The organism is Enterococcus sp. DIV2384 (assembly GCF_050534975.1).
Taxonomy (GTDB): Bacteria; Bacillota; Bacilli; order Lactobacillales; family Enterococcaceae; genus Enterococcus; species Enterococcus faecalis.
Window position 1 is genome coordinate 1734842 of the sequence record NZ_CP172905.1, and the last position, 20651, is coordinate 1755492.

Annotated in this window: 15 protein-coding genes; 1 reads left to right on the top strand and 14 read right to left on the bottom strand. The window is 37.4% G+C overall.

The annotated features are described in order from the left end of the window. Window positions 1–55 precede the first annotated feature (55 nt). The 6 genes from IGK54_RS08470 to IGK54_RS08495 all read right to left on the bottom strand — a co-directional run bounded on the left by IGK54_RS08470 (window position 56) and on the right by IGK54_RS08495 (window position 8456). Entirely contained in the window at window positions 56–1885 is a 1830-nt protein-coding gene (locus IGK54_RS08470; RefSeq protein WP_002403891.1) for an ABC transporter permease, read from the bottom strand. After that, window positions 1875–2624 carry an ABC transporter ATP-binding protein gene (locus tag IGK54_RS08475; protein WP_002381711.1) on the bottom strand — a complete coding sequence of 250 codons (750 nt, stop codon included), beginning with the start codon at window positions 2622–2624 and terminating at the stop codon, window positions 1875–1877. The genes IGK54_RS08470 and IGK54_RS08475 overlap by 11 nt, the downstream gene beginning before the upstream one ends. A 117-nt stretch (window positions 2625–2741) precedes the next feature. Beyond that, entirely contained in the window at window positions 2742–3443 is a 702-nt protein-coding gene (locus IGK54_RS08480; RefSeq protein ID WP_002364244.1) for a GntR family transcriptional regulator, read from the bottom strand. A gap of 130 nt (window positions 3444–3573) precedes the next feature. Then, window positions 3574–5997: a DNA translocase FtsK gene (locus IGK54_RS08485; RefSeq protein WP_002364367.1), complete on the bottom strand. Its 2424-nt coding sequence runs from the start codon at window positions 5995–5997 to the stop codon at window positions 3574–3576. A 313-nt stretch (window positions 5998–6310) separates the two neighbouring features. Beyond that, window positions 6311–7522, bottom strand: a complete 1212-nt coding sequence (locus IGK54_RS08490) for an NAD(P)/FAD-dependent oxidoreductase (protein WP_002360017.1) — start codon at window positions 7520–7522, stop codon at window positions 6311–6313. A 28-nt stretch (window positions 7523–7550) separates the two neighbouring features. Beyond that, the gene (locus IGK54_RS08495) at window positions 7551–8456 is read right to left on the bottom strand and encodes a prenyltransferase (RefSeq protein WP_002360016.1); all 906 of its coding nucleotides are present in this window, start codon (window positions 8454–8456) and stop codon (window positions 7551–7553) included. Window positions 8457–8577: 121 nt separating this feature from the next. On the opposite strand from IGK54_RS08495, the gene IGK54_RS08500 reads away from it, so the two are divergent. Then, on the top strand, window positions 8578–9558 hold the full coding sequence (locus IGK54_RS08500) for a polyprenyl synthetase family protein (RefSeq protein ID WP_002360015.1): 981 nt from the start codon (window positions 8578–8580) through the stop codon (window positions 9556–9558). Between the two features lie 79 nt (window positions 9559–9637). On the opposite strand, the gene cydC is transcribed toward IGK54_RS08500, so the two are convergent. From cydC to IGK54_RS08540, 8 genes are all read right to left on the bottom strand, one after another. Further along, on the bottom strand, window positions 9638–11404 hold the full coding sequence (gene cydC, locus IGK54_RS08505; RefSeq protein WP_002383727.1) for a thiol reductant ABC exporter subunit CydC: 1767 nt from the start codon (window positions 11402–11404) through the stop codon (window positions 9638–9640). Continuing rightward, window positions 11401–13134 carry a thiol reductant ABC exporter subunit CydD gene (gene cydD / locus IGK54_RS08510; RefSeq protein ID WP_002364369.1) on the bottom strand — a complete coding sequence of 578 codons (1734 nt, stop codon included), beginning with the start codon at window positions 13132–13134 and terminating at the stop codon, window positions 11401–11403. Before cydD ends, cydC begins: the two co-directional genes overlap by 4 nt. Window positions 13135–13138: 4 nt before the next feature. After that, window positions 13139–14152: a cytochrome d ubiquinol oxidase subunit II gene (cydB, locus tag IGK54_RS08515; protein ID WP_104866593.1), complete on the bottom strand. Its 1014-nt coding sequence runs from the start codon at window positions 14150–14152 to the stop codon at window positions 13139–13141. Further along, window positions 14149–15567 (bottom strand): cytochrome ubiquinol oxidase subunit I, encoded by a 1419-nt coding sequence (locus tag IGK54_RS08520; RefSeq protein ID WP_142956982.1) that lies wholly within the window; start codon window positions 15565–15567, stop codon window positions 14149–14151. Before IGK54_RS08520 ends, cydB begins: the two co-directional genes overlap by 4 nt. A gap of 797 nt (window positions 15568–16364) precedes the next feature. After that, window positions 16365–17228 carry an AraC family transcriptional regulator gene (locus tag IGK54_RS08525; protein WP_002409797.1) on the bottom strand — a complete coding sequence of 288 codons (864 nt, stop codon included), beginning with the start codon at window positions 17226–17228 and terminating at the stop codon, window positions 16365–16367. Between the two features lie 84 nt (window positions 17229–17312). After that, on the bottom strand, window positions 17313–19394 hold the full coding sequence (locus tag IGK54_RS08530) for a DNA topoisomerase III (protein ID WP_002388224.1): 2082 nt from the start codon (window positions 19392–19394) through the stop codon (window positions 17313–17315). 130 nt (window positions 19395–19524) lie between these two features. Next, a complete protein-coding gene (locus IGK54_RS08535; protein ID WP_002356966.1) occupies window positions 19525–19890 on the bottom strand; it encodes a DUF1033 family protein in 366 nt (121 codons plus the stop codon). A gap of 97 nt (window positions 19891–19987) precedes the next feature. Then, window positions 19988–20557: a TetR/AcrR family transcriptional regulator gene (locus IGK54_RS08540; RefSeq protein WP_002379584.1), complete on the bottom strand. Its 570-nt coding sequence runs from the start codon at window positions 20555–20557 to the stop codon at window positions 19988–19990. Window positions 20558–20651 lie beyond the last annotated feature (94 nt).

Consider the following 20651-nt stretch of genomic DNA (forward strand, 5'->3'; position numbering starts at 1 on the left):
TCACGAAGAGTCTCAAAAAAATCGTTAAGCGTGCATGCTTAACGATTTTTTATAATTAATCTTTCACTAAGTGATAAACTTTTTTGAAGTAGAACGTTCTGGCAATTAAATAGTAAACGACCTGAATCAATAAGAAAACGCCTAAAACTTCCCAGCCAGCTAATTGCATTGGCTGATCTAAGACAGCATACATTGCTTTCAAAGCAACAGCTCCATGAATAAATGAAACAACAATTGGGGTAAAGAATAAAATACCTACTTGTTGGTAAATCATTTTCTTCAATTCTTTTTTCGTCAAACCAAGTTTGTAAATCATCTTGAATTTTTCAACGTCCGTATTCATATCACTGTATAAACGGAAGTATAAGAAACTACCCGCCGAAACAAAGAACACGATACCGATAAATAGTCCGACAAATAGAACTGGCGTATAATATTGCGTAATGGCTGCCGACATTGCAGCTGTTCCTACTAACATGGGATACTTGTCACCAATAATATTTTCTGCTTTTATCAATTCTTCACGATTGGTTCCTGCTTTGGGCTGCCAAATTGTTTCTGTTTCCGCTTTGATTCCATCTGTTGAGGTACTATCTGGGATAACAACCACACCGCCAAAAGTCGGTAATACATTGGTTTCTTCTGTTTTATCAATGTTTAAAACTTGATCATTTCCCAATTGAACAGATTTGACATCTACTGATGCAGCAGAAGGAGCATCTTTTTGTGATAAATTAACTACTTTCTCACCTGTTAAAGTTGGTTCATCTATAAATTTTGCGAGTTTATTATATTCAGATGTTTTGATTAATTGGATACCGGCACTTGTTTTGTACATTGTGTAATCAATCTGATCAAACTGAATATTTTTTTCTTGGAATGTTTTTGTCGCAAATTGTTTCATTTCTTGATTTTCTGGGTTGGTCGAATCAGACAATGTCAGTTCGTACGGTACAGAACTTATTCCTTTAAAAATCATCTCGTTCACGCCGTATAACGTTCCAATGGCAGCAAAAGCAACCGTTGATATCACCGAAACCAAGAAGAACGAACGTGCATTATCTTTCATGCGGAATGCTAAATCTGATAAAACGACCATATTGGTTTTTTTCCAAAAGATTTTTGGTTTCCGTTTTAAACGTTCAATGACAGAAACACTCAATTGGTCAAATAAGAATTTTGTCCCTAAAATAACTAAGAAAATTACTGGGAACATCACCATTAAAACTAACTGTCCCTTAGCAACTAAAGCAATTCCGTAACCGACAATTAAAAGTAACACGGCTAAGAAAGATTTAACTTTAGAGCTTTTGATTTCACCTTTACCCATTTCTCCTGCTTTTAATAGCTCTTGAAGTGTCGCTTTTGGCAAGCGGAATTGAATAAAGAAAGAAATTACTAAGAACAAGACCGCAAATGAAATGACAGTAATGATAAACGGCATCACTGGCAAATAAAAACCTAAACCTAGATGCATCAATAAATTGCTAATCCATAAAATAAACTGTGAAAATCCAACACCTAAAATGCTACCAAAAATTGTAGCAAAGAAACCAATCACTAAGTTTTCAATAAAAATCATTTTCTTTAACTGTTTTGGACTCATCCCTTGAATCATCAAGGTTCCAAACTCTTTTTTTCGAGATTGGATAAAGACATCCATCGAGTATAAAACGAATAAGAAAGAGAAACCATAGATTATAATTGCCGCAGCCGTCATTCCCATTTGTGCTTTAGGATTTAAACCATTAGCTAAGGCTGGGTGAAAGACAAAACCAGTGAACGTAAAAAAGATCATCACAGAAAACATTGTACTTAGGAAATAAGCCAAGTATAAATGCTTATTTCGAATCGTGTTTCTTATAACAAACTGATTAAAATTCATTATCGACACCTTCAATCTCAGCCAGTTTCACCATGATTAAATCGTAGAACTCTTTTTGATTGCCATTTTGGACAATTTCATCAATTAATTCACCATCTTTAATAAAGACGATGCGCTTGCAATAACTTGCGGCTAGCGGATCATGGGTCACCATTAAAATAGTCGCCGCTTCTTCTTCATTTAATTGTTGTAACAAGCCCATCACATCCTTAGATGATTTCGTATCTAAGTTTCCTGTTGGTTCATCAGCCAATAATAATTGTGGATGATGAATCATTGCCCGAGCAACGGCGACCCGTTGTGCTTGTCCACCAGAAATTTCTGCAATTCGTTTTTTCAACAGATGATTGATACCTAAACGCTCACTTAATTCTGCTAATTGTCGTTTCATTACAGAGACTTTTTCTCCATCAAGTGTCAATGGCAAAATAATATTTTCTTCAACAGTTAATGTTGGCATTAAATTAAAGCTTTGAAAAACAAATCCTAATTCTGTACGACGGAATTTAGCAATTTGTTCTTGATTCAAATTGTTTGGATTTTTTCCATTTAAAAGTATTTCACCGTCTGTTGGACTATCGATTGTTGCCAATAAATTTAAAAGTGTACTTTTCCCACTTCCAGAAGGTCCCATAATACCAATAAATTCACCATCTTGGACAGTTAAATTAATCCCTTTTAAGGCTTCATATTTAATTTCGTTTCCGTAAACTTTTTTTAAATTTTGTACTTCTAACATATTTTCCACTCCTATTCTTCTCACTCATTTAGTGTATCGAAAACGAAAAAAAACGACAATAGAAAAGAATAACAATGAACTTACATTACTGTAAGTGCACTGTTATTCTTTTAAAAGTTATGCTTCATATTCAATCACATAAGGATGAATCTTCGTATTATAAATAGCTTCTGAATATTCTACGCAACGACCTGTTGGGCTTAACGAACGCCGAATTCTTTTTAAGCCCGTTGTTTCAGTTGTTTGCAACATCTTTTGCTCTGCTTCTGTCAAAGTTGCAACTTCAAAACGGTCTTCAAATTTATAAATTTCAATGGCATGTCGATCCATCAAACGATACAAGGATTCTTCTTTGTATTCAGTCAATGATACGTCTTTCATGGCAGCTGGCAAATAGTAATTAAAATAAATATAGGGTTGTTCATCGATTAGATATAACCGTGAAAGATGAACCACTTCTTCTCCTAAAAATTGATAAGCCGGCATCTCTTTTGACAACGTCAAGTTTTCAACTTGTAAAACTTTTTTAGTTACTTTCTGACCTGATTCATTCAAAAATTCAGTGAATGTCCCTGCTTTTGATAGTTTATTATAGGGACGATTGCTTAACACAGTTGTGCCTCGACCACTTTTTTTCTCAACAAATTCTTCTGTTGCTAACATTTCGATTGCCCGCCGAATCGTAATTTTACTAACGTTAAACAGCTCTTCCAATTCTGTTTCTGTTGGTAAAAACGTTCCTACTGGATACTTGCCACTCAAAATATCTTCTTTAATCTGATCTGCTACTTCTAAATAAAGCACGCTTTTTCTTCTCATGATACGCTCCCTCCCAACCGCACTATTCCTTTCTATTTTACCAGAAAATGATGATTATAACATGATGCTTTGCTGAAATTATAAAAAAAGAACAAAAATAGATAAATTTATCTATTTTTGTTCTTTTTGTTTATTGTTCTGGCGTCTCGGTTGCTGCCTCTTCTGATTCCGCTTGTAGAAAGACTTTTCTTGGTTTGCTACCTTCTGATGGTCCAATAACTCCGTGTGCTTCCAATTCATCTACTAAGCGAGCCGCACGATTATAGCCAATTCTAAAACGTCTTTGTAGCAATGAAATACTAGCTGTTTGCATTTCAACCACCAAGTTTTTCGCTTCTTCAAACAACTCATCTTGAGGAGCTTCGCCACCGCCTGAAGTGGTCGGTTCATCTGTTGGCATCATGCTTTCTTGATATTCAGCTTCTTGTTGATCCGTTACAAACGCAACCACTCGTTCGACTTCTTGATCAGAGATAAAGGCCCCTTGGATACGAATTGGTTTATTTTCTCCCATTGGTAAGAAGAGCATATCGCCTCGACCTAATAGTTTCTCCGCCCCGTTGGTATCAATAATGGTACGCGAGTCTGTCCCACTTGAGACCGCAAAAGCCATTCGAGAAGGGACATTTGCTTTGATGATTCCTGTAATGACATCCACACTTGGCCGTTGTGTCGCTAAAATCATATGAATACCTGCTGCCCGTGCCATTTGGGCTAAACGGATAATCGCATCTTCTACTTCGTTACTTGCCACCATCATTAAATCAGCTAACTCATCAACAATGACAACAATAAATGGTAGAATTGGACGATTTTCGCCATCTTCCGCATTTTTCTGTTGAATTAGTTGATTGTAACCAGTGATATTTCGGACGCCTGTTGCTGCAAATTTTTCATAACGAAATTCCATTTCTTGAACTACTTTTTGCAGGGCTTGGGCCGCTTTTCTCGGATTAGTAACCACTGGCGTTAATAAATGAGGAATCCCGTTATACACATTCAATTCTACCATTTTCGGGTCAATCATCATTAATTTTACTTCATGAGGTTTCGCTTGCATCAAAATACCTGTGATGATGCCATTGATAGCAACCGATTTCCCACTCCCTGTCGATCCCGCAATTAATAAATGCGGCATTTTTGATAGATCTGCAGTTTGAACCATCCCTGAAATATCTCGACCTAAAGGTACTTCTAATAGTTTATCTGGATGACTTGGTTGTGCCTCAACAATATCTCTAAAGGATACTGTACTAATTGCACTATTAGGAACTTCAATCCCGATTAGTGATTTCCCAGGAATCGGAGCCTCCATACGAACGTCTTTGGCCGCAAGCGCTAAAGCAATGTCATCCGTCAAGTTAACAATTTTGCTAACTTTTACCCCAACAGCGGGTTGAACTTCAAATTTTGTGACAGATGGTCCTAAACTAGCTTTGACTACTTTAGCATCAACACCAAAACTCTTGAAGGTTTGTTCTAAGACGCCAATATTTTTTTCGATTTTTTCATATTCACCACTTTGATCCGTTGCTTGAATTGTATCTAACAAATCAGTTGGTGGTAGTTGATAATCACGATCTTCCGCTTCTTCAGAAATTTCAAATTCGAGAACACCAGCTTCATCTGCCGCCTCTTCTTCCTGCTCTCGTTGCGGTTTTGTTGCTGCAATTGGTGGTACAGGCATCGCCTGATTTTGCTGTTGAAACGAATCAATTTGAACAGGCGTTGGTGCGGCCGGTTCTTCCACCATTGGTTGGTGGGTTTCAACAGGTGTTTTTGTTAAGCGCTCGGCTGCCGCTTGTTCCATGCGTTCCCGCTCTTGTAATTTTTGTTGGGCAGCGGCTTCAATTTTTGCTTGGCGTTCTGCAGCTTTGGCTTCTTTCTTCGCTGCTCGCTTCGCCTCTTTTTCTTCTTGTCGCGCCTGTGATTTTGCCGAAACATGACTTAGGCGATCTTGAATACTTTGGAAATGATCAACAATTTGCTGAAAATCCCACATACTCATCAAGAAAATACCCGCTAACAGTAGCAAGGTGGCAATTAAATAGCTACCAAATTGTGCCACCAAAAAGTACGTTCCTTGATAAAGCAGTGCGCCAATCATACCGCCCCCTACGTTTTGCGTCACTTGGTTAGCTTTTAGATCGCTTTGCAAAAATTCCCAAGTGTTACCTAAAATATCTGGTTGACTGCCACTAACATTTCGAAACATAAAGGCATGGAAAAATAACAAAACACTAATATAAATCAGAACAGCCCCAAAAATAGGGCGCCCTCTTTTTAACGGAAAATCTTTCCCATAAATCATGACTAATAAGCCATACAGGATTAGTAAAATCGCTGCAAATGGAAAGGTATTACCTACAACTAAGCGTAAACAATTCGCTAATAACGTGCCTAAAAACCCTAAGCGAAAGAGTCCAAAGACACCGAATAAAATAAAAATCAGGCCAAGAAACATATAATTTAAACGTTCTTGTTGTTGCTGTTGTTTTTTGGTCTTTTTCTTTGTCGTACTTTTTTTCTTATTTGTTGCTCTTTTTTGTGCCATTTAACTTCCCTCTTTCCATCACTTCTCATTATACATAAAAATGGAATCGAACAAAAGTGCCCACCTCATTTTACTTGAAAAATCATGGAAATTTTTTAAAAACTTTCATTTAAGAAAAATGAGCGTGGGACAAAAATCACTTTGGATTTTTGCTCCACCCTCAAAAACTGATAAACGGCGGGAACAGAACCAACTCCTTCGGAAATAAGCCGAAATTCTCCAAAAATTAAAGAGCAATTTTCGGAAATTTCTTCTTATTTCTCGGAGCTAAACGGTTCTGTCCCGACCTCATTATTTCTTATTTTGCTGATTCTTAATGGTATAAGTCGAAACGACCTTTAGCCATCATTTCTTTGGTACCACCTGTTTCAAAGAGCGCTTTGTTCATGATAATTTTTTTCATGAATGAAGCTGGGTATCCTTTAATGTCTGTTTTACCAACGATTCCTAAAGCACGTGTATTTCCGACAGAACAAACAGAACCTTGTGATTTAAAGCTGAAAGGTTTAGTTGCTTCCCCTTTCAATTGTGCTTGAATATTTTTAGCAGCATGAGCGCCCATCTTCAAGGCGATTTGTGCTGTTGTTGGGTAAGGTCGATTGGTTTCTGTATCCATAACTGCTGAGCAGTCACCAATAATATAGACGTTGCTATGGTTCGCATCTGTTAAATCTGGTTGAACCATGACACGACCACGACGAGCTTCAAAGCCAGAATCGCCTACAACGTGGCTCCCACTAACACCCGTTGTCCAAATAATTGTTTTAGCAGAAAGTTCTGCCAAGTCGCCTGCTTCGTTATCTTGATAAACAACTGCGCCTGGTTTGATTTCTTTAATCGGTTTACCTAATAATAAATGAATAGCTGAATCTTTTAATAATTGCACACCATAGTTCGCAAGTTTTTCGTTAAACATCGGCAATAGGCGAGTAACTGCTTCGACACAATAAATTTGGATTTGATCTGCTGAGACACCTGCGATTTCAGCAAATTTTGGTTTGTTTTCAACAAGAGAACCTAATAATTCAATCCCTGTAAAGCCTGCTCCGCAGACAACAATTTTTAAGAATTCTTCGTTTTGAGTTGCTTTGTATTGACGCATTTGTTCTTGGATATGTTCATACACGTTTAAAGCCGTTTTCACATCTACCATTTGTAGAGCATGTTCTTGCACACCAGGGATACCAAATGATTCTGATTCAAACCCAAGAGAAACAACTAAGTAATCATAATTGATTGTTTGGCCATCTTCTAAAGCAACTGTTTGTGTTGCAGCATCAATTGTTTTAACTGTTCCTTGGATAAAGGTGGTCATTTTTTCATCGACAACATCCATAATATTGTATGTGATTTTTTCAGCTGGTTGTGTTCCAGCAGCAACTTCATGCAAATCCGTTGCTTCGTAGTGATAGTTGTTACGATCCACTAAAGTAATTTCGACGTCTTTGGCGCCTTTTTGTAATTCGCGTAATGTTTTTAAGCCTGCGTAACCAGCACCTAAAATAACAACATGTTTCTTATTCATTTTGATTCCCTTCCACTCTATAAAAAATTTACAGCCACCACAAACCTATGGCAAAAAATAGCACTTGTGCAGTTGCTCCCACAGCTAAGATCTTCACAGCACAAACAAATGTTTTACTCTTCACTTGTTCCTTCAGTAAGGCTTGGGTTTGTTTCCGTACAAAAGGTAAAGTTAAAAGCATGAGTAACATTGTTGGCGGGGTTAATCCTAAACCGACAGCTAACAAAATGGCTAACATTGCTATTGTATTTAATCCGACGAATAATTTCAAAGAACTTGCTTTGCCAAGGTAATGAACTAATGTATATCTCTTGTTATTTTCATCTTCCTCTAAGTCACAGATATTATTTGCTAACATTAAGTTAGCAATGTAACAAGTGTTAGGTAAGGCGACTAAGAAAATCCCCCATAAATTAGCTGCTGACCAATTGAAAACTTCAAACGTATTAATGTAGACACAAATAAGGGTAATCATGAACCCCATTGTAAATCCTGAGAAAACTTCCCCTAATGGTAGACTAGATAAAGGTTTCGGTCCTGATGAATAAAAAATACCAATTAAGTAACAATAAAGACCCATAATTAATAACGGCCAGCCGACAATAAATGACAACCCAATCCCCATTAAAGCAGAAACGAGAATCATCCAAAAAATCATTTTGCGTATTAATGGCAAAGATAAATTTTCTCGACCGATAATATTCGTTTTTTCCTTATAATCATGAACTTCTGTGGCATGATGGTAATCATTATAATTATCTAAAATATCGACCGCCATATTAAAAATAAACATCGCAATGAAAAAAATTAAAACATAACCAACATGAAGCCGCCCATATTGGTACCAACTAAAACAAATTCCTAACAAAAATGGCAAAACACTAGCTGTTTTTGCTTTTAATTCTACTAATTCAAAAAATATTTCTCGATTCAAACTATCCCTCCGCTACTTTTTTACAAACTTTGTTACTTTTAAAACTTAATTACTGTATTTCTGTCGCCAATTCGTATACAATCAAATAGTATTGAACCACTGAAAGGATCGTAGTATATTTATGAACACATTTTGGAAGTCGTTTCCTGACGTTGAACGTTCTTTAACGGAAACATGTGAATTAATTGAACAAACGTTGCATACACGCAACGAAGACATTGAAGAAGCCTTAGTAACTTTGGCTCGTTCTGGCGGCAAATTATTACGCCCCGCTTTTTTCTTTCTTTTTGCTCAACTGGGTGATGAAGAAAAACAAGAGAAACAACAACTATTAAAAATAGCTGCATCTTTGGAAATCCTACATATGGCTACGTTGATTCACGATGACATTATTGACGATTCTCCATTGCGCCGAGGCGCTGTGACTATTCAATCACAATATGGTAAAGACGTGGCTGTTTACACAGGTGATTTACTATTCACTGAATTCTTTACTTTGATTGCAGATGCCATGAATGGCTCTGAATTTATGAAAATCAATGCACAAGGAATGAAACGGTTATTACTTGGTGAACTCGATCAAATGAGTCATCGATTTGACCGCCGCATGTCGATTCCTGCTTATTTAAGAAGTGTCAACGGCAAAACAGCCGAACTTTTTTCACTAAGCTGTCTTGAAGGGGCCTATTTCGGTCATAGTTCAAAAGAAGTCCAACGTTTAGCTAAACGAATTGGCCGTCATATTGGCATTGCTTTTCAAGTCTATGACGATATTTTAGATTATACTGCCGACACGGAAACCTTGAAAAAGCCCGCTTTAGAAGACTTGTCACAAGGTGTTTATACGTTACCTCTTCTCTTCGCTTATCAAGCAGCACCTGACGTATTCAGCCCTTATTTGGATAAAGGACGCGCCATTACCTTAGAAGAGGCAGCTGAAGTTGCGGCGCTAGTCAATGACTATCATGGCGTTACAGAAGCACAAGCTTTTGCTAAAAAAGTAACCAACAAAGCAATCACTGATATTCAACAATTGCCTGATGGCACAGCAAAAGAAACCTTACTTTCCTTAACTGAGCTCTTATTACATCGTTCATTTTAAACGTTTTATGGAAGAATTGCCATTAATTGAAATAGAAAAACGACTGATTGTTTGCTTTAATCAACAACCAGTCGTTTTTTTATTCCTCGAAAGAACTAATGCCACGATCAATTCGGTAAAGTTTTTGATAATGCGCATTGGTTGCAAGTAATTCTTCTGGCGTACCACTCATCTCTAATTGGCCATCTTCAATAAAGATCACTTGATCCATCAAAGTTACGCCTTGCAAATGGTGGGTAATCCAGATGACGGTTTTATCTTTTAATGCCTCAAAAAAGGTTTCCAGCAATTGCTGTTCTGTAATTGGATCTAAACCAGTAGTTGGTTCGTCTAATAACACAATCGGTGTATCTTGCAAAAGAATCCGCGCTAGCGCCAAGCGATGTCGTTCGCCACCAGAAAAACGCAAACCTGCTTCATCCACCATTGTTTGTAAACCTTCTGGTAATTGGGCAACCATTTCTTTTAAGCCAACTTTTTCTAAAACCGCCCAAACTTCTGCTTCGCTTGCTTCTTCTCTACCAATCCGAATATTATTTAAAATGGTTGTTCGAAATAGGTACGGTGCTTGATGCATAACCCCAATATATTCAGTCATCGTCTCACCAAATGCCTCAGTTGGGATATTTCCTAAAAGGATTTCTCCCGAAGTAGGCCGTAAATCACCACGAATGAGCGAAGCCAACGTACTCTTTCCGGAACCACTGCGCCCTAAAATCGCTAATTTTTGTTTTTCAGGAATTGTTAACGATAAGTCATTTAATACCTTTTTCGCTTGATTTTCATATGCAAAAGACAAATGTTCTATCGATAAACCGGTGCCATTTGGCTGAACAGGCGCTTCTGTTGAGTCATCTTCCCCTTCAGGAAGCTCATTAAAACGACGAATGGAATCCTTATAAATCGTTGTTTCCTGTGCTGCAGCAGGTAGCGGAGCAAAGGCATCAATTAACGGAAAAACGGTTAAAACAAAGGCACCAATCCAATTGGCTGCGCCCCCATGATTACCTGGAAACCGCACACTTGTCCAAGCTAAGACAGCAATCGCAATCACACCAAACAGAAGTTGTAAAACAAAGTCTCGGCCACGGTTAAATTGCTTCATTTTTTCATCTAATGCACGAACGTTTGCTTCATCTGTTTCATAACGAGCAACGAATTCAGAGCCTCGTTGACTAAATACCCAATCAGACACACCTAGAATATTGTCGGTTAGTGTTTGATATAACTCATTTTTGGCATATTTATGTTTTTCTTGACGCGCACCATTCACTAGAACTGAAACAAGTGGTAATAGAAAAACAACCACTCCTAACATCAGTAACATGCATAAAGCAAACCACCAAGAAAAGAAACCTAATGCAATCACTAAAAAGATATACAAAATCCAAGCAATAACGGTTGGGAAAATCGTTCGTAAATACAAGTTTTGGATATGATTAATATCCTCCGAAAGCAAACCTAAGATATCCCCAGTGCGATATTTTGTCTTAAAGAAAATCGCATCTTTTTCTAGTACATTATAAAGTTTCAAGCGCAGATCAGAGGTCATTTTTAACACCCAGTTATGACTCGTTAGACGCTCCACATAACGAAAAACAGGACGGCCAATCCCAAATGCTCTTGTTAAAACAATGGGAATATAAATTAATAAAATATTCTCTGGTAAGGAAGCCGCACGACTGATTAAGTAACCAGACGTAAACATTAATGCCCCTGCGCTAAAGAACGTCAAGAAGCCTAAAAGTAAGGCAAAATACAAGGTTTTTTTATAGCGTTTTAAGAAAGGACGAACCCATTGATCGTTTTTCCAAACGTCTTTCGTTGTCGGCTGTTTTTCCATCATTGGCGTCCTCCTCTCATTTGCTTCATTAATTGAACATAGTAGCCATCTTTTTCAATCAACTCTGCTAGCGTTCCTTGTTCCACTAATTGACCTTTTTCCATCACTAAAATGTAATCCATTTCTTCCATCCAATGCAGACGATGTGTCGCAAAGAAGACAAGATGATTGTTCATTAATGGCAACATGCGCTCTTTCATTTCAACTTCTGTTTCAATATCCAAATGCGCTGTCGGCTCATCAAACAGCAAGACGTGGCGTTTTTGATCGACAAAGGCGCGGGCCAACGCTACTCGTTGCGCTTGTCCCCCACTTAACATTCGACCACTTTCCCCAATCAAGGTATGAATTCCTTCGGGAAGGTCTTTAACCAGCTCGTCTAAGCCAACTAACTGAATCGCTTGCTGAATCGCCTCATCTGTTGCTTCAGGTGTATAAAAGCGAATATTGTTTGCCAAAGTATCTTGGAAAATATATGGTGCTTGCGGAATATAAAGGATTTGTTTTTGCCAGTCTTTTTGTAAAAAATGTGGAATCGTCTGACCATTTATCGCCAATTGACTCGTTTCTTCTGTTGGCAATAAAAAGCCACTTAATAAATTAATTAACGTTGACTTACCAGAACCACTCGCCCCAATAATTCCAATCTTTTTGCGACCATCAACAGAAAATTGCAACGATTGAATCGCTTCTTGCGTTGCATCTTCATAGGAAAAATTTAACGCTGTGACTGACAACTGACTTTCTTGATGCCAATCATCTAACGTGAGCACATCGGTCTGTTCTGCTTCTGGCAATGCTAATACCGCTTGGATCGCTTGAAAAGAGTTTTTTCCATCTAAGGTTGCGTGATAATCACTTGAAAAATCACGAATCGGTAAAAAGAACTCAGGTGCTAAAATTAAAGTAACCAAGGCAGGAAATAATAAAATCGTGCCGTTTAATAAACTTAATCCAAGGAAAACTGCCACAACAGCTACCGATAATGTCGTAAAAAAGTCTAACGCAAAGGTTGATAAAATAGCAATTTTCAATGTACTCATGGTCGCTTTTCTGAATCGTTCACTTGTATGATAAATACTCCCAGCATATTTTTTGCTCAACCCAAACAGTTTCAGCGTGTCAATTCCTCGCAAGGAATCAATAAAATGATTGGAAAGCATTTGAAACGCCGCATATTGCTTGTCCGCTTTACTTTGTGCTGCATAACCTAACACAATCATAAAAATAATAATAATCGGAAAAACAATCAGCAATGTTACGCCTGAACGAATATCTTGTGTAAAAACAAAGGCCAAAATAATCCAAGGAATAATCATCATATTCATCATTTTTGTCAAAATCAATTGTAAATAATTTTCGGTTTGACTGATGCCTTCTAAAGCCATGGTAACCATATTTCCAGTTCCATTTTTTTGAACAACATTTGGCCCCAAACGGAAAATTTTGGTTAACAATTGTTCGCGTAATTCTTTTGAGCGTTCATAACTAAATGTATCGAGCATTCTCTCACGAAAATACGTAATAACATGTCGACCAAGATAAAAAATAAAAAAGAGTAAAATACTCTGTAGTTGTTGGTTAAGATGCCCGCCACTCCAAAGGCCGACAATGGCTTTTGAAAGAAAAAAAGCTTGCCCAATTATAAAGACTGCTTGCAGGAAAGAAAAACCTGCAAGCAAGACAAGAATTTTTTTGATTTTAGGCATCTGTAAGATGTCTTTATCAATCATAGATTTAATACCCCTCTGGTACGGCTGTCTGTGAAATACGTTTTCTGAAAATATAATAGGACCAAGCAGTATAAGCTAACACGAATGGTAAAATGCTTAAAGAAATCCACGTCATAATTTTTAGTGTATATGGTGTGCTTGTTGCATCTTTAATCAACAAATCAAAACCTTCACTACCAATCATAACACGTGGGAACAAGCCACTGAACAAGAGAGCAACTAGTACAACTAATGTTAAACCACTCGCTAGAAAAGCTAACATCTCTTTGCGTTTAAACACCCCAACATTAGCAATGACAGTTAAGACCACAATTGCTAACGTTAAAATTAAAGTGACCGCAAAGTTCTTTTCATAAAAGTCCGTTTTGAAGTACATCAACACTGCAAAAACAACTAAACCGACATATAAAACGCCGTATAAGATTTCTGCATAATTTCGAGCACGTTCGCGAATTGGGCCTTCTGTTTTTAAAGCAATATAGTTCATACCGTGTAAGTAGCAAAGTAATGTTAAGGCTACTCCACCAACAATTGAAAACAGATTAAAATAATCCGTAAATTGCGCATGCATATTGCCGTTTACATCTAAAGGCATCCCTTGGACTAAGCTGATAAACAAAATACCAAAGAAGAACGGTACAAGGAAACTACCAATTGATAGCGTCCAGTTCCACATCCGACGACGTTTACCTTCCGGCATGTTATGGCGGAATTCAAAGGAAACTCCGCGAATAATTAAGCCAAATAAAATCGTAAATAGAATTAAATAGTAGCCACTAAATAATGAAGCATACCAATATGGGAAAGAGGCAAACATTGCGCCGCCCGCTGTTAATAGCCAAACTTCGTTTCCGTCCCAGACAGGTCCAATTGTTGCAACGACTTGATCTTTTTCGTCGTCATTGTGTGCCAACGTTTGAACGGCCATTCCAACACCAAAGTCAAATCCTTCTAAGAAGAAGAAACCTGAGAACAAGACGCCGATAAGGACAAACCATAATAATTGTAGTGTACTCATTCGCCAAATACCCCCTTATCAAATGGATCCAACGCTGGTTCATTTTCTTTCGCTAATTTTTTCGCTTCATAGTCTGGTCCTTTACGTAATTCTAAAATAACCAAGTAAACCATGACACTACCTAAACCAGCAAATAATAAGAAATAAATGACATTTGACGTAATTAATGAAGCAACCGATACATTTGGTGAAACACTTTGTTCAATCGTAAATAATCCATAGACAGTCCACGGATAACGACCTAATTCAGTGACTAACCAACCTGTTGTATTGGCAAGGAATGGTGCGAACGTACATAAAGCAACAATCCACAGCATCCATTTCTTCTCGTACAGCGATGGTTTTTTCTTCCTTGTAAAGAATAGTCCTAAGGCAGCAACCAATAACATTAAGGCACCAAAACCAGCCATGATACGGAAGCTCCAGAATAAAGTGTTAACTGGTGGATAATAATTTTTATCATCCCCATATTTTTCTACCAAGCGCTTGTTGACTGTATCCATCCCATCAACCGAACCTGATAATTTATTATACGATAAAATACTTAGCATATACGGAATATCGATACCAAAAACTTGTTTATGTTCCCGTTCATCTGCCCAAGCAATCAATGTCCAAGCAGCAGGATCATCAGAGTCTTCATAGGCCCCTTCCATCGCCGCAAATTTCATTGGTTGTCCTTCAATTAGAGCTTTCATTTGCAAGTCGCCAGCTAATAAAACGCCGATTGAACCGAACAAAGTAACCCATAAGCCAATGCGCATAGATGCTTTGTGGAATGAAATATCCCGTTTTTTCAACAATTGGAAAGCAGCCATACCAGCTACTGCCATGCCGCCCAATGTAAAGGCGCCCATGATAACGTGTGAAAATTCATACCAAACTTTTGGATTGCTGATGACAGCTACAAAGTCCACCATTTCAGCACGGCCATTATTGATGACATAACCTACTGGATGTTGCATAAAACTATTAGCAACTAAAATCCAGAAAGCAGACATCATCGAACCGAATACGACTAACCAGATAAAGGTTACGTGAAATTTCGGATTCATTTTATCCCAAGTAAAGATCCATAAACCTAAGAATGTTGACTCTAAGAAGAAAGCTAAGAGCGCTTCTACCGCCAACGGTGCCCCAAAAATATCTCCGACGAATCGAGAATAATCAGACCAGTTCATCCCAAACTGAAATTCTTGAATAATCCCGGTTACAACCCCAACAGCGAAGCTTAATAGGAATATATTTCCCCAAAACTTGGCCATTTTACGATAACGTTCCTCTTTTTTCACAACGTACATTGTTTCCATAATTGCTACAACAAGTGCTAATCCTATTGAAAACGGTACGAAGAAAAAGTGGAAAACTGTTGTCATCGCAAATTGGATTCTCGCCAATGTTACAATATCAAACATATTATTTCCTCCCTGATTTGCCTCCACACAAAGAAACAAGCTTACCTGAATTGTTCATTTCCATTAGCGATGACTCCTTTTATCTACGAAACTAAAAGAAAATTCAAGTGAACTTTTCCAAAAAGTGTGAAAATGCATGTAATATAGAATAATTCCAATCTAAGTATACAACTTTCTGAGGCAGAAACCAAACAATACAGAAGCATTTCTCACAATTTTTTTAGGTGCTACCAAGATTTCTTCCCTTTCTTCTATCAATAAAAAAAGCCCTTCCTAAAAAAAGGAAGAACTAATCTCAATCTATCAACATTTTGACTTATCACTTGATTAGTTTTCGAAAATCGAAGCAGCTCGTCTTTGATGATAAAAATTCTAATCTTGTGATAAAAATTACGGATTGCTTGTGGTGATAGTTTGTTTTTAAACAACATGACTCTAAAACATTAGCGCAATCCACTTGCTAGAAGCAGGAGTTTTGGTACCATTCTAAACAACATGACTCTAAAACAGCCATTATCAAACAACTCACCGATTTATTGTTTTGGTACCATTCTAAACAACATGACTCTAAAACAGTTTGGATGGTGGATTCTGTATATTTGTTGTTTTGGTACCATTCTAAACAACATGACTCTAAAACCTCGGAGAATTATTTTTTCTCCATGATTCCGTATTCGCATCACTTATCCATAGCTAGATTTCAGTTTAGAAGGTCTGAATTTTTTCTTCACGTTTATTATACCAAACTTTCTCCTTCTTGGCGGAAAAACCCACCATTTTTCAATGGTGGGTTTTCTTTATTTAGTAGCTGTAACAGCGAGCCAGATTTCACTATACTTAGCTTCTGCTGGTCCTTGATATTGCGTAAACGAAATTTCTGGTGCTGCAACGACTTGGTAACCAGATGAAGGCAACCATTCAGAGAATATCCTTGCCCAGGTTTCTTGTAAAGTTTGTGGGAAAGGACCTTCATTTGGAAAAACCGCCCATGTATGAGCAGGTACGCTTAGTTGCTCCAAATCTTCATAGGTATTTTCTTGCGAAGTGGCAAAGCCAATCATGTGTGTCATTTCTCCACCTTCTGTTGTTCGTCCCTCTTGAAAGTCAAAAGAAGCATTTACTACTTGATGAGGATATACATCATCAAATGTATGCATTTCCGCTCGTTGTTGTGGTGTAATGCGCTGCGCTAATTCCATGATTGCTTGATTTTCCCCTTGATACTGCAAGGGAACCTTCTGACTAACTCCGACTATTTGAAACGCTGGTTTTTCAATCAATTTAACATCCATTGATTGTCCTCCTTTAATATCAATATAGAAAGAGAATTTAGGGAACGTTTTTTGGATTTGTGTTTTCATTACTTCAGAAGGGGCTTGTCCTGTCCAATCGCGAAAAGCTCTTGAGAATCCTTCAATACTTTGATAACCATATTTAAAAGCTACATCTGTCACTTTTTCACCAGCAAGTAATGCTAAATTTGCTTCCGCCAAACGTCTCTTTTTAATATACTCAGCCAAACTCATCCCCGCAATAAACGAAAAAGTTCGTTTAAAATGGTAAACAGAAATCCCTGTCTTTTTTGCCAATTCATCGAAGGATACTTCTTCCGTTAAATGTTCTTCAATATAATCCATTGCTTGATTTAAATTTGCGAGCATCCGTGTCCCTCTCTTTCTATTTGAAAGTTTACTAAAGACCAACAAGGATGACTTGATTATTTAGAGCCAACATTCGTCAAGTCGCTACTCTTGATTCATAGCGGCTTTTAAGGCCTGCGCTAAAGCACTTTCTTCTGGTTCGTCTGGTTGTGAATATTTTTTCATCAAACGACGTTCTTCATGTTTAGTCATTTTTTGTTTTCGTTCTTTTTTATCGGGAATTTTTTCAGTAATCGAACAGAATTTACATTTGAAAGAACGACCATTTTTTCCTTCTATGATGACCATTTTTTTATGGCATTGTGGGCAACGGTGATTGGATACTTTAGGATCTTTTCGCCGACGATAAGAACATTCTTGGTTTGTACAAACGTAAATCTTCCCATCTTTCGTATTTTTTTCCCGTAAGTTTGAGCCACAATCTGGACATTTTTTTTGCGTAATGGAAAAATCTTGATATTTTTTCTCGCTTTGTTTAATTTCACGGACTAATTTTTTCGTATCCTCTTCAATATCCTTTAAGAAAAGTTGACTCTTTTGTTGACCCGAAGCGATTGCTTCGAGCGATTTTTCCCATTTTTCCGTTAGTTCAGGTGTCACAAGTGATGGATTCACCAAGTCTAATAGTTGCTTTCCTTTGGCAGAGACACTTAAACCGCTATTGGTTCGTTCCATCAATTCTGATTTAATCAGTTTTTCAATGATTTCAGCTCGCGTTGCCGGTGTGCCTAAACTGTGTTTCTCCATTTTTCCTAACAACGTTCCTTCGGTTAATGGTTTTGGCGGCGACGTTAATTCTTTGTTAATGGTAAAGTTTGGCGCAACGGTCATGCCTTTTTGCCATTGGACAGTGGATAGCGGCTGTTCGGCTGTTGTTTTCCAGCCAGCAACAACTACTTTATTTTGATGAAAGACAAATGTTTCTTTTCCAAAAGCGACTGTAACTTTTGTTTGTTTGGTTTGGTTTGGCTCAGCAAACAAACCTAAGAATCGTTGAACAATCATTTGATAGATTTTTTGTTCATCATTGCTTAGCTTTTCATAACGAGGACGTTGTTCAGTTGGAATCAACCCATGGTGATCCGTGACTTTTGCATTTTGGAAAACTTTTTGTTGTTTAACAACAGCCCCATTTTTAAGGTAGCCTTTCACTTCTGGTGAAAAATCAGCAATAGCTTGAAGGCGCTCTTTCATCGTTCCTTTCATATCCGTCGTTAGATATTTGCTGTCAGTTCGAGGATAGGAAACAATTTTATGGGTTTCGTATAAACTTTGTACAAGAGACAACGTTTTCTTTGCAGAAAATTGGAATCGCTGGTTGGCTTCACGCTGGATTTCGGTTAGATCATACGGTAACGGCGCATTTTCTGTTTTAACTTTTTCTTGAATATCGGTAACTAAGCCCTTTTGTTTTGAGAGTTCTTTGACTAATTGTTCTGCTTCCTGCCGTTCTTTCAAAGCGTATGGATTTTTTTGGGTCATCTTTGCTTTTTCTGATTCAACAGTTAACGAGATAGTAAAATAAGTTTGAGGCTTAAATTGTTCAATCGTTTTTTCTTGTTGGCGCACCATTGCTAAAGTTGGTGTTTGAACACGACCTGCGGATAAGTTATCTTGATATTTCACTGTCAAGGCCCTTGTGACGTTTAGACCCACTAACCAGTCAGCTTTTGCGCGCGCCAAGGCAGAGTAATACAAATTATCGTAGTCTTTCGCTGGGCGAATTTTCTTAAACCCGTCTTTAATGGCTTTGTCTGTTTGAGATGAAATCCATAAGCGTTTGACTGGTTTGTTAAAACGGACATATTCTAAAATCCAGCGGGCCACTAATTCACCTTCACGACCAGCATCGGTGGCAATCACGGCTTCAGAAACATCTTTACGATTGGCTAATTGTTTAATCGCTTTTAATTGATGTCCCGTTTTCGGTAACGGTTTAATCCCTAAATTCTTAGGAATCATCGGTAAAGTTTCCATTTGCCACGTTTGCCATTCTTTGTTTAAATCTTCTGGCATTTTTAGTCCTAAGAGGTGGCCTAAAGCCCAGGTGACAATCACGTTGGGTCCTTCATAATAATTCTTATTTTTTTGATTTGCTCCTAAAACGCGGCTTAAATCTTTTGCTACGCTAGGTTTTTCAGCAATAATTAATTGTTTTGCAACCACTAGTTTCGCTCCTTTTTGAGTGCTATCTTTTCGTATTATACCAAATATTAGCTCGATTTTCTCTAAATTCCGAGAATAGAAAAAGAGTTTAAAGAAAATTCCCTGAGGTTTTTCTTTAAACTCATGCGTTTCAAATAACTTTCCGTTTGCAGAATTTTGTTTTGCCAAAATGATTGGATATTGTGGTAAACTCAGCTTTATTTTCAAAAGTAACCGCATGATGATTTTCTAGTAATGCTAAACCGAAGTATTGTTGTAAATCTTCATCGCATTCTTCACACCAGCGTTCTTCCCCATCATTCCAGAAAGCCGTTAAATAGTTAGGCTTTGTGTTGACGTATGTATAATTCTGAGAAAGTTTTTGCCAAACTTCCACATAATATGTCTCTGCATCGGTCAAGTTATCGAAGGTTTTTTCTTGAACAATGTCCTCTTGCCAATCATCAAAAAACCACCAAGGTTCATTGTCGCCATACATTGTAATTACTTGATACATTGAACCGCTCCTTTTTTTGCTACTGTAGGTATCATAGTCACTTTCTGAAAAAGTTGCAAGGATTTGGTTTCGGACTGAGAAATTTTTGAAATTTATTTTATCCTGCCACTTCTAAAGAAACAATAAAATCTTCAATCATGCGACGATAACTTTCTTCCGGCGTGGCTTCTTCGCGTTGAAAATAACCTAAAAAACGTAAGGTAATATAACCATGGATTAAACTACGTAATTCTCGACTTTTATGCAGTCGTTCTTCATTATTAAATGGATAAAAAGCTAAAAGTTGTAAGATAATTTGATTGGTTTCATGGATGCCTTCAATTAATTGTTGGTTTTGCGTTTTCGGCACACTGATAAGTAATTCATAGACTGCAGAATTTTCAAAAGCAAATTGTTGGTACGTTTCAGCATATATCCGAATTGCTTCTGCGCCACTCTTACCCACTAAGGCTCTTCGCAATGCATCATTTAATTCTTGAATTAACAAGTCCACTAGAGCATTTTTTACTTCAGCAATATTTTTAAAGTGATTATAGAGTGAAGGATACTTGATGCCTAAATCAACGGCTAAATTTTGAAAGGTTAATTGTTGAACGCCCAATTCTTCCGCTAGGTTGCGGGCACTTTCAAGGATTTTGGCTTTCGTTAAATTCCGTTTTTTTGCCATCTTTCTGACGCCTCCAATTCTTAAGTTTTGGACAATTATTAGTTTATCATATCTATTGACTCTTTTTAAACTATAAATTATAGTTTATAATAAT

Bases quoted from the DNA above. Each gene is read 5' to 3' on its own strand.
- IGK54_RS08520 (WP_142956982.1), bottom strand. From the start codon at position 15,567: ATGTTTGATATTGTAACATTGGCGAGAATCCAATTTGCGATGACAACA.
- cydB (WP_104866593.1), bottom strand. From the start codon at position 14,152: ATGAGTACACTACAATTATTATGGTTTGTCCTTATCGGCGTCTTGTTC.
- IGK54_RS08470 (WP_002403891.1), bottom strand. From the start codon at position 1,885: ATGAATTTTAATCAGTTTGTTATAAGAAACACGATTCGAAATAAGCAT.
- IGK54_RS08475 (WP_002381711.1), bottom strand. From the start codon at position 2,624: ATGTTAGAAGTACAAAATTTAAAAAAAGTTTACGGAAACGAAATTAAA.
- IGK54_RS08490 (WP_002360017.1), bottom strand. From the start codon at position 7,522: ATGAATAAGAAACATGTTGTTATTTTAGGTGCTGGTTACGCAGGCTTA.
- IGK54_RS08500 (WP_002360015.1), top strand. From the start codon at position 8,578: ATGAACACATTTTGGAAGTCGTTTCCTGACGTTGAACGTTCTTTAACG.
- IGK54_RS08535 (WP_002356966.1), bottom strand. From the start codon at position 19,890: ATGTATCAAGTAATTACAATGTATGGCGACAATGAACCTTGGTGGTTT.
- IGK54_RS08480 (WP_002364244.1), bottom strand. From the start codon at position 3,443: ATGAGAAGAAAAAGCGTGCTTTATTTAGAAGTAGCAGATCAGATTAAA.
- IGK54_RS08540 (WP_002379584.1), bottom strand. From the start codon at position 20,557: ATGGCAAAAAAACGGAATTTAACGAAAGCCAAAATCCTTGAAAGTGCC.
- IGK54_RS08485 (WP_002364367.1), bottom strand. From the start codon at position 5,997: ATGGCACAAAAAAGAGCAACAAATAAGAAAAAAAGTACGACAAAGAAA.
- cydC (WP_002383727.1), bottom strand. From the start codon at position 11,404: ATGATGGAAAAACAGCCGACAACGAAAGACGTTTGGAAAAACGATCAA.
- IGK54_RS08525 (WP_002409797.1), bottom strand. From the start codon at position 17,228: ATGCTCGCAAATTTAAATCAAGCAATGGATTATATTGAAGAACATTTA.
- cydD (WP_002364369.1), bottom strand. From the start codon at position 13,134: ATGATTGATAAAGACATCTTACAGATGCCTAAAATCAAAAAAATTCTT.